Raw genomic sequence first — 7926 nt, forward strand, 5'->3', positions numbered from 1 at the left:
TTCACCCGTCGGTGCTCAGAGGCATCTTTTCGTGCCGGCCGAACCGCTGGCGGGTTTGCGCGCCGAATTTGTCCGCACACCGCGTATACTAGATGGCGAACAACAGCTCGACCCGCCGCAGCGGGTTCACTCCAAAGGGACGTTCGCTTATGCTAAGCAGTGCTTGCGGGCATGCCGGCAGAGATGCCGGGTGCCGTCGTACCTCGAATAGCGTCACAGGGTCGGTGATGTCGCATGGCATCGCTTAAGACCACCCACCGCTGGGCGCTCGCGCACCAAGATGCGGAGCTTGCCGCCACGCTCTCGCGCGAGCTCGCGGTCGCACCGCTCGTCGCGCGCATCATGGTCGCGCACGGCATCTCCTCGGTTGAGGAGGCGGAGCGCTTTCTCACGCCCTCGCTCGAGCGCGATTGGGCGGATCCGCTGATCATCCCCGGCATGGCAGACGTTGCAGATCGCGTTGAGCGCGCGGTGCGCGCAGGTGAATCCATCGCGGTCTTCGGCGACTTCGACGTCGACGGCATCACGTCGACCTGTCTGCTCACCGAAGGACTCCGGGCGCTCGGCGCGACGGTGCGCCCGTTCATCCCGCATCGCTTCGACGAAGGCTATGGCATTTCCGAGGCCGCGCTTGATCGAGTGGTCGCAGCCTGCGCGCCTTCGCTCGTCGTGACGGTCGATAACGGTATCGCGGCGAAGAGCGAGGTGGCATACCTGCGCGAGCGCGGCATCGACCTTGCCGTGACGGACCATCACGAGCCCTCGGACGCGGTTCCGGAGGGCATCCCGCTCACCGATCCCAAGCTCGAGGCGCAGGGGCCCTCACGCGAGCTCGCCGGCGCCGGCGTGGCTTTGAAGCTCGTCCAGGTGCTCGGTGCGCGCTTCGGCAGGCCGGATCTGTGGCGGCGCTACCTTGAGGTCGCGGCGCTCGGCACGGTTTCGGATATGATGCTGCTCACACCTGAGAACCGCGCGCTCGTCGCCGAGGGCATCGCGCAGATGCGTGCCACGGCGCGTCCGGGCTTCATCGCGCTCGCCAGCGTGAGCCGCGTCGACATCGAGACCATCACCGCCGATTCCCTCTCCTTCTCGCTCATCCCGCGGCTCAACGCCGCCGGGCGCATGGCAGACCCCGCGCTCGCCCTCGACCTCTTGCTCGAGCGCGATGCGATCGAGGCGTCGCGCCTCGCCGCCCGCCTCGAGGAGGTCAACCAGGAGCGTCGCGCAATCGAAGCCGCGCTCACCGAGGACGCGCTCGCCCGCGTGGAGGAGTCGTATGCGGGTGGCCGCGTTATCGTGGTGGGCGGCGAGGGCTGGCATGAGGGCGTGAAGGGCATCGTCGCAAGCCGTCTCGTCAATCGCTACCACGTGCCGGCGCTGCTCTTTTCCATCGAAGACGGCGTGGCGCGCGGCTCCGGCCGCTCCGTGGGTTCGGTGAACCTGTTCGACGCCGTCGAGCGCTGCTCGGATCTGCTCACGCGTTTCGGCGGACATGCGGGTGCGGTGGGTGTCACGCTCCCTGCACAGCGCTTGCCGGAGCTTCGTGCGCGCCTCGACGCCGCGCTCTCCGAGCTTCCTGAAGAGGCGTTCCTCGATACGGGCGAGATCGCCACGACGGTCGACCTCGCGGAGCTCGACATCGATACCATCGAGGAGATCTCTCGGCTCGAGCCGTTCGGCCAAGGCAACAAGGTGCCGCTTCTCGCAGCGACGGGCGTCACGATGGCGGATCGGTTCTGCGTGGGCAAGACGGCGGATCATATGCGCTTCACGGCGACCGACGGTGTGTCGGGGGTTCCCGCCATCATGTTCCGCGTGCCCGATATCGAGGAGGTCTGCGCCTGCGATTCGGTGGTCGACCTCGTATTCGAGGCGGTTGCCGAACATTGGCAGGGCAGGGTCAAGCCGAAGCTCATGGTGCGCGACATCCTACGGCACGAAGGGCGCGATACCGAGTCGAAAGAAATGCCCGGTGCATCCGATGCAGCCGAGCCCGCGCCGTCTGCGGGGGCTTTGGGGCAGTCTGGCCTAGCATCGCACGAAGAGGACGCTGTGCCCGTCGCCTCTGACCGCCGCGCGCTCCTCTCGCAGCTTTCCTGCGACGAGCTCACCCGCACGCTTCTGCACACGTTCATCGGCGCCGCGTCGCCGCATCGCGCGCAGAGCGAGGCGCTCGCCGCCCTCGAGCAGGGGCAGAGCACGCTTGCCGTCATGGGCACGGGGCGTGGTAAGTCGCTCATCTTCCAGGTCCACGCCATCCGCGAGGCCGTGCTCAACCATCGAGCGAGCATCCTCGTCTACCCCCTGCGCGCGCTCGTCGCAGACCAAGCGTTCCATCTGGTATCTGCATGCGCTGCGCTCGGGGTGCGGGCGGCGGTGCTCACGGGCGAGACGCTTGCGCCTGCGCGCGACCGCGCGTTTTCAGCCCTCGCCGCTGGTACGCTCGATATCGTCCTCACCACGCCGGAGTTCTTCACCATCCACAGTTCGCGCTTCGCGCGCGTGGCTCGCGTAGGGTTCGTCGTGATCGACGAGGCGCACCATATCGCCCGGGCGCGCTCTGGCGAGCGGAGCGCCTACCTCGAGCTGCCTCGCGTGCTCGAGGAACTCGGCCGTCCGTGCGTGCTTGCCGTCACCGCGACGGCGGATAAGGGCACGGCGCGCGACATCTGCGAGGTTTTGGATATCGAGCGCGTCGTCGTTGACGCCACGGTGCGCGAGAACCTCGAGCTCGAGGACGACCGCGACCTCGCGAGTCGCGAGAACCGCCTCGTATCGATCGTCGCAACGGGCGAGAAGTGCGTCGTGTACGTCAACTCGCGCGACCAAGCCGCGGTGCTCGTGCGCACGCTTCGCAAGCGCGTGCCGGAGCTCGCCGAAAGCATCGCCTTTTATCATGCCGGCCTCTCGCGCAGCGTGCGCGCGCAGGTGGAAGAGGCGTTCCGCACCGGGTCGCTCGTCTGCATCGTTTCGACCTCGGCGTTCGGCGAAGGCGTGAACCTCGCCGACATCCGCCACGTCGTTCTCTACCACATGCCGTTTTCCGCCACGGAGTTCAACCAGATGAGCGGCCGCGCCGGTCGCGACGGTGCGCCCGCGACGGTGCACCTGCTCTACTCTTCGCGCGATGCCCGCATCAACGAGCGCCTGCTCAACGCAGCCGCTCCCGAACGCGATGAGCTCGTCACGCTGTACCGCGCGCTTCAGACCATGTGGCGCTCGAACCTCTCGCAAACAGGCGAGCAGAGCTTTACTGCCAGCGATTGCGATATCGCGAGCATGTGCCTCGCCATCGACGCGCGCACGCCGGTGGACGAGCGCATGGTCGCGTGCGGCATCGCGATCTTCGAGGAGCTCGGGTTCGCGTGCGTGAGCAGCGTGGACGGTAGCCGTCGCATCCAGATGGCCGAGAGCCCCGGACGCATGGAGCTCACCGCATCCATCCGCTATCTGGAGGGGCTCCGCACGCGCATGGCTTTCGACACCTTCTGCCGCTGGGCGCTCGATGCGCCTGCTCGTGATATGCTTGCACGTGTGAACCGTCCTATCACGCCGCAGGACGCTGTGGCTCGGGGTTAGGGGATACCATGGATGCTGCAACGCGCGCCGCACATGACGCGTCGCTCATGTCGTCTTCGCAGATGATGCACTATACGCGCGCGGACGATTTGCCTCCCGAGATCTGTGCGGACGACTACGATAACCTCGCGCAGCTGTGCTCGAAGTACATGAGTCCGGATGACTGCGCTACGGTCGAGCACGCGTACTGCTTCGCAGCGGAGAAGCACTCCGCCCAGCGCCGCCGCTCCGGCGAACCCTACATCAACCATCCTGTCGAGGTCGCCATCATCTTGGCAGAGCTCAACATGGATTGCGACGTGGTGTGCGCGGCGCTTCTTCACGATACCGTCGAGGACACCGAGGTCTCGCTCGCCGATGTGACCGAGCTTTTCGGCGAGACGATCGCCGTGCTGGTGGACGGTGTCACGAAGCTCACGAACATCGAGGTCGATAGCATCGACGAGAAGCAGGCACTGAACCTGCGCAAGATGTTTCTCGCCATGTCGCAGGACATCCGCGTGATCATCGTCAAGCTTGCCGACCGCCTGCACAACATGCGCACCCTCGCGGCGCTGCGCGAAGATCGACGCCTGTTCAAAGCGCGCGAGACCATGGATGTGTATGCGCCGCTCGCCGACCGCCTGGGCATGAGCTCCATCAAATGGGAGCTCGAGGATCTTTCGTTCTTCTATCTGGAGCCCGAAGCCTACCAGCGCATCGCGCGCATGGTGGCGGAGAGCCGCGAGGTACGCGAGCGCTACCTCGCCGAGAGCATCAAGACCCTCACCGACGAGCTCAAGCGCGCTGGGCTCACGGATTTCCAGGTGAACGGCCGCTCGAAGCACTACTGGTCCATCTATCAGAAGATGAAGCGCAAGGGCAAGGAGTTCTCCGAGATCTACGACCTTGTGGCGCTTCGCGTGATCTGCCAGACGGTGGGGGACTGCTATTCCGCCCTCGGCGCGGTGCACACGCTCTGGCATCCCATGCCCGGCCGCTTCAAGGACTACATCGCCACGCCGAAGCTCAACGACTACCAGTCGCTGCACACGACGGTCATCGGCCCCACGGCGCGCCCGCTCGAGATCCAGATCCGTACGTATGAAATGCATGAGCAGGCAGAATACGGCATCGCGGCACACTGGCTCTATAAGAAGTCCGGTGGGTCGAGCGCCGCGAAGACAAGCGAGGCGCAGCGCCTCGACGACCAGATTAACCGTCTCAAGCGCTCGCTCGACTGGGTGACATCCGACGAGATTGACGATCCCAAGGAGTTCCTGGATTCTCTTAAGGTCGACCTCTATGATCAGGAGGTTTTCGTCTTCACGCCGAAAGGCAAGCTCATGCGTTTGCGGGCAGGCGCCACGCCGCTCGATTTCGCGTATGCGGTTCATACGGAGGTGGGCAACCATTGCGTGGGCGCGCGCGTGAACGGCGTGCAGACGCCGCTCGCGCACGAGCTCGCCATGGGCGACCGGGTGGAGATTCTCACGAACAAGAGCGCCAAGCCTTCGCGCGACTGGCTTGCCCTCGTGCGGACGCCTTCGGCGAAATCGAAGATCAAGCGTTATTTTGCCGCGGCGACGAAAGACGACAACGCCGCCGCCGGCCGTGAAGCGCTCGCGAAGGACCTGCGCAAGCGTGGCTACGGCATCTCGACGCAGCGCACGACACGCGCGCTTGCCACGGTATGCGAACAGTTGAACTACATCCGTGTGGAGGATCTCTTCGCGGCGATCGGCGCGGGAAAGGTCGCCTGCCGCATGGTGGGAAACCGCGTGCAGCAGATCCTCGACCCCAAGCCCGAGGCGAAACCGGGAGAAGACGCTGCGCTCGCACGGGCGCTCCGCGGCTCGAACCGTAAGCCGCCAGCGTCACGACAACTCCGGCGTGATCGTGAAGGGCAACGCGGGCAACGACCTGCTCGTGCGCTTGGCTCACTGCTGCAACCCGGTGGCTGGCGACGACATCGTGGGCTTCATCACGCGCGGCCGCGGGGTCTCGGTGCATCGGGCGAACTGCCCTAACGTGAAGGGGCTCATGGAGCATTCCGAGCGCATGATCGAGGTTGAATGGGACCGTGGTGCGGACGCGCTCTTCCAGGTGGAGATCGTGGTCGAATGTCTCGATCGTATGGGGCTCTTGAAAGACGTGACGATCGCGATTGGCGATGCGGGGGCAAACATTCTCTCGGCCTCGACCTCGACCGACCGTAACGGAGGCGCGGTGTTGCGCTTCCTCGTGCAGATCTCGGACGCGAGCGGGCTCGATCCTCTACTCGCGCAGATCAGCCGCGTGGAGAGCGTGTACGATGCCCGGCGACTCATGCCGGGGGAGGGCGCCACGACGCGCAGGCCGCTTGGATAGCGGCTTTGGGCGAGGGCGCCCGGCATTCCCTCCGCCGCTCGGGCAGTCCTCGGAAAACGCCTGCGGCGTTTTCCTGCGAAACTCGCGGCGGAGGGAATGCTGGGCGCCCCGCACGGTGGAGCTTTCCGAGCGGACTGTGGGGTGGCACAGGCCTCCTGAAGTAGATAAAAAGAGAGGTTGACGGTGTTGGAGCTTGATGTGGAGCCGAAGGGGCATGTGAGGGTCGAGGCGGTCGTGACAGGGCCGCTTGAGACGAACGTCTACTTCCTCATCTCGAATGGCGAAGCGGTCGTGATCGATCCGGCATGGGACGGGGGGCGGCTCGCGCGCGTGTTCGCCGAGCAGCATCCGGGAGTGCAGGTCAAAGCTATTGTCTGCACCCATGGGCATGCCGATCACGTGGGGGGTGTCGCGGGCATGAAGCGCGCGTTCGGCGGCGATGTCCCCTTCGCGCTCGCGGCAGCGGACGCTCCTGCGATCGAGGCGAATATCGCCTACCAAAGGCGGATGTGGGGCATCGAGGTTGAAGACCCTGGAGCGCCCGACCGGCTGCTGCACGAGGGCGACGTCATTCAGGTGGGAGAAGCGTCGCTTCAGGTCATCGAGACACCGGGACACACGCCGGGCGGCATCGTGCTCTTCGCGGCGACGGAGGACGGCGACGTTGCGTTCGTGGGCGACACGCTCTTCCCGGGAAGTCATGGTCGCACCGATCTCGAGGGTGGCAGCGAGGGCGAGATCCTCGCTTCGCTTTCGAAGATCGCCGAACTTCTTCCGCCGGGCACCCGTTGCTACATTGGCCACGGCCCTTCGACCACCATCGCCCGCGAGCTTGCGACCAATCCGTTCATGAGGCGATGATTTCAGCTCGGGACTCAGATTATCGGTTCACTTAAGGATTCGTTCCTACGATTTCTTTCGAACTCGACGATATTCAACGTCGTTATGTTTCGGCGTGTCCGTACGTGGTATCCTTAGATACGTTTTGACCATTCCATTCTTGGGAGGCTCACATGCTCGTTAATGCTGCAGATATGCTCAAGAAGGCCGAGGCGGGGCACTACGCTCTCGGCGCGTTCAACACGAACAACCTCGAGTGGACGCTCGCCGTCCTGCAGGCGGCGGAAGATGCCAAGTCGCCGATCATCATCCAGTGCAGCGCCGGTGCTGCGAAGTGGATGGGCGGCCTCAAGGTCTGCGCCGACATGGTGAAGGCATGCGTCGAGTCCATGGGCATCACCGTTCCCGTGGCGCTCCACCTCGATCACGGCACCTATGAGGACTGCTTCAAGGCCATCGAGGCGGGCTTCAGCTCCATCATGTACGACGGCTCCCACGAGGAGACGTTCCAAATCAACCTCGATCGCACCAAGGAGCTCGTCGAGGTCGCCCACGCTAAGGGTCTCTCCATCGAGGCTGAGGTCGGCGGCATCGGCGGCACCGAGGACGGCGTGACCTCCAACGGCGAACTCGCCGATCCCGCCGAGTGCAAGCAGATCGCAGACCTCGGCGTCGACTTCCTCGCCTGCGGCATCGGCAACATCCATGGCGTGTATCCCGAGGACTGGGCTGGTCTTTCCTTCGATCGTCTCTCCGAGATCAAGGCCGAGGTCGGCGATCTGCCGCTCGTGCTCCACGGTGGCAGTGGCATTCCCGAGGATCAGATCAAGAAGGCCATCTCCATGGGTGTCTCCAAGATCAACGTCAACACCGACCTGCAGCTCGCCTTCACCGCGGCGGTGCACGATTACTTCGCCGCCGGCAAGGACACGCAGGGCAAGGGATACGATCCGCGCAAGGTGCTCAAGCCCGGTCGCGACGCGATTGTCGAGCGCACGAAGGAGCTCATGGAGCAGTTCGGTTCTTTGAACAAGGCGTAGCGTACAGCATTCGCCATCGCATGAAGCAGCGAGTCCTCGGCACGCCCGCCGGGGGCTCGCTTTTTGCGTAGCTCCGGCATGCCAGCGGGGATGGGGGCTATCGGCCGGGCCGCCCGCC

Annotated in this window: 3 protein-coding genes and 1 pseudogene; all 4 read left to right on the top strand. The window is 64.9% G+C overall.

Features of this window, described 5'->3' with window-relative positions; translation table 11 throughout:
• Positions 1-234 precede the first annotated feature (234 nt).
• The 4 genes and pseudogenes from recJ (at position 235) to fba (ending at position 7808) form a co-directional block, all read left to right on the top strand.
• Positions 235-3579, top strand: a complete 3345-nt coding sequence (gene recJ / locus QZ079_RS06375) for a single-stranded-DNA-specific exonuclease RecJ (RefSeq protein ID WP_297036565.1) — start codon at positions 235-237, stop codon at positions 3577-3579.
• Between the two features lie 8 nt (positions 3580-3587).
• Positions 3588-5928, top strand: a pseudogene (locus QZ079_RS06380) (bifunctional (p)ppGpp synthetase/guanosine-3',5'-bis(diphosphate) 3'-pyrophosphohydrolase).
• A 183-nt stretch (positions 5929-6111) separates the two neighbouring features.
• Positions 6112-6789 carry an MBL fold metallo-hydrolase gene (locus QZ079_RS06390; protein ID WP_297036574.1) on the top strand — a complete coding sequence of 226 codons (678 nt, stop codon included), beginning with the start codon at positions 6112-6114 and terminating at the stop codon, positions 6787-6789.
• 152 nt (positions 6790-6941) lie between these two features.
• Complete coding sequence (gene fba / locus QZ079_RS06395) at positions 6942-7808, top strand: class II fructose-1,6-bisphosphate aldolase (protein ID WP_291288998.1); 867 nt, start codon at positions 6942-6944, stop codon at positions 7806-7808.
• Positions 7809-7926: the final 118 nt, after the last annotated feature.

It is taken from the genome of uncultured Enorma sp. (assembly GCA_905210055.1).
Lineage (GTDB): Bacteria > Actinomycetota > Coriobacteriia > Coriobacteriales > Coriobacteriaceae > Enorma.

Excerpts from the sequence above, each read along its gene's own strand:
- recJ (WP_297036565.1), top strand. The coding sequence starts at position 235 with ATGGCATCGCTTAAGACCACCCACCGCTGGGCGCTCGCGCACCAAGAT.
- fba (WP_291288998.1), top strand. The coding sequence starts at position 6,942 with ATGCTCGTTAATGCTGCAGATATGCTCAAGAAGGCCGAGGCGGGGCAC.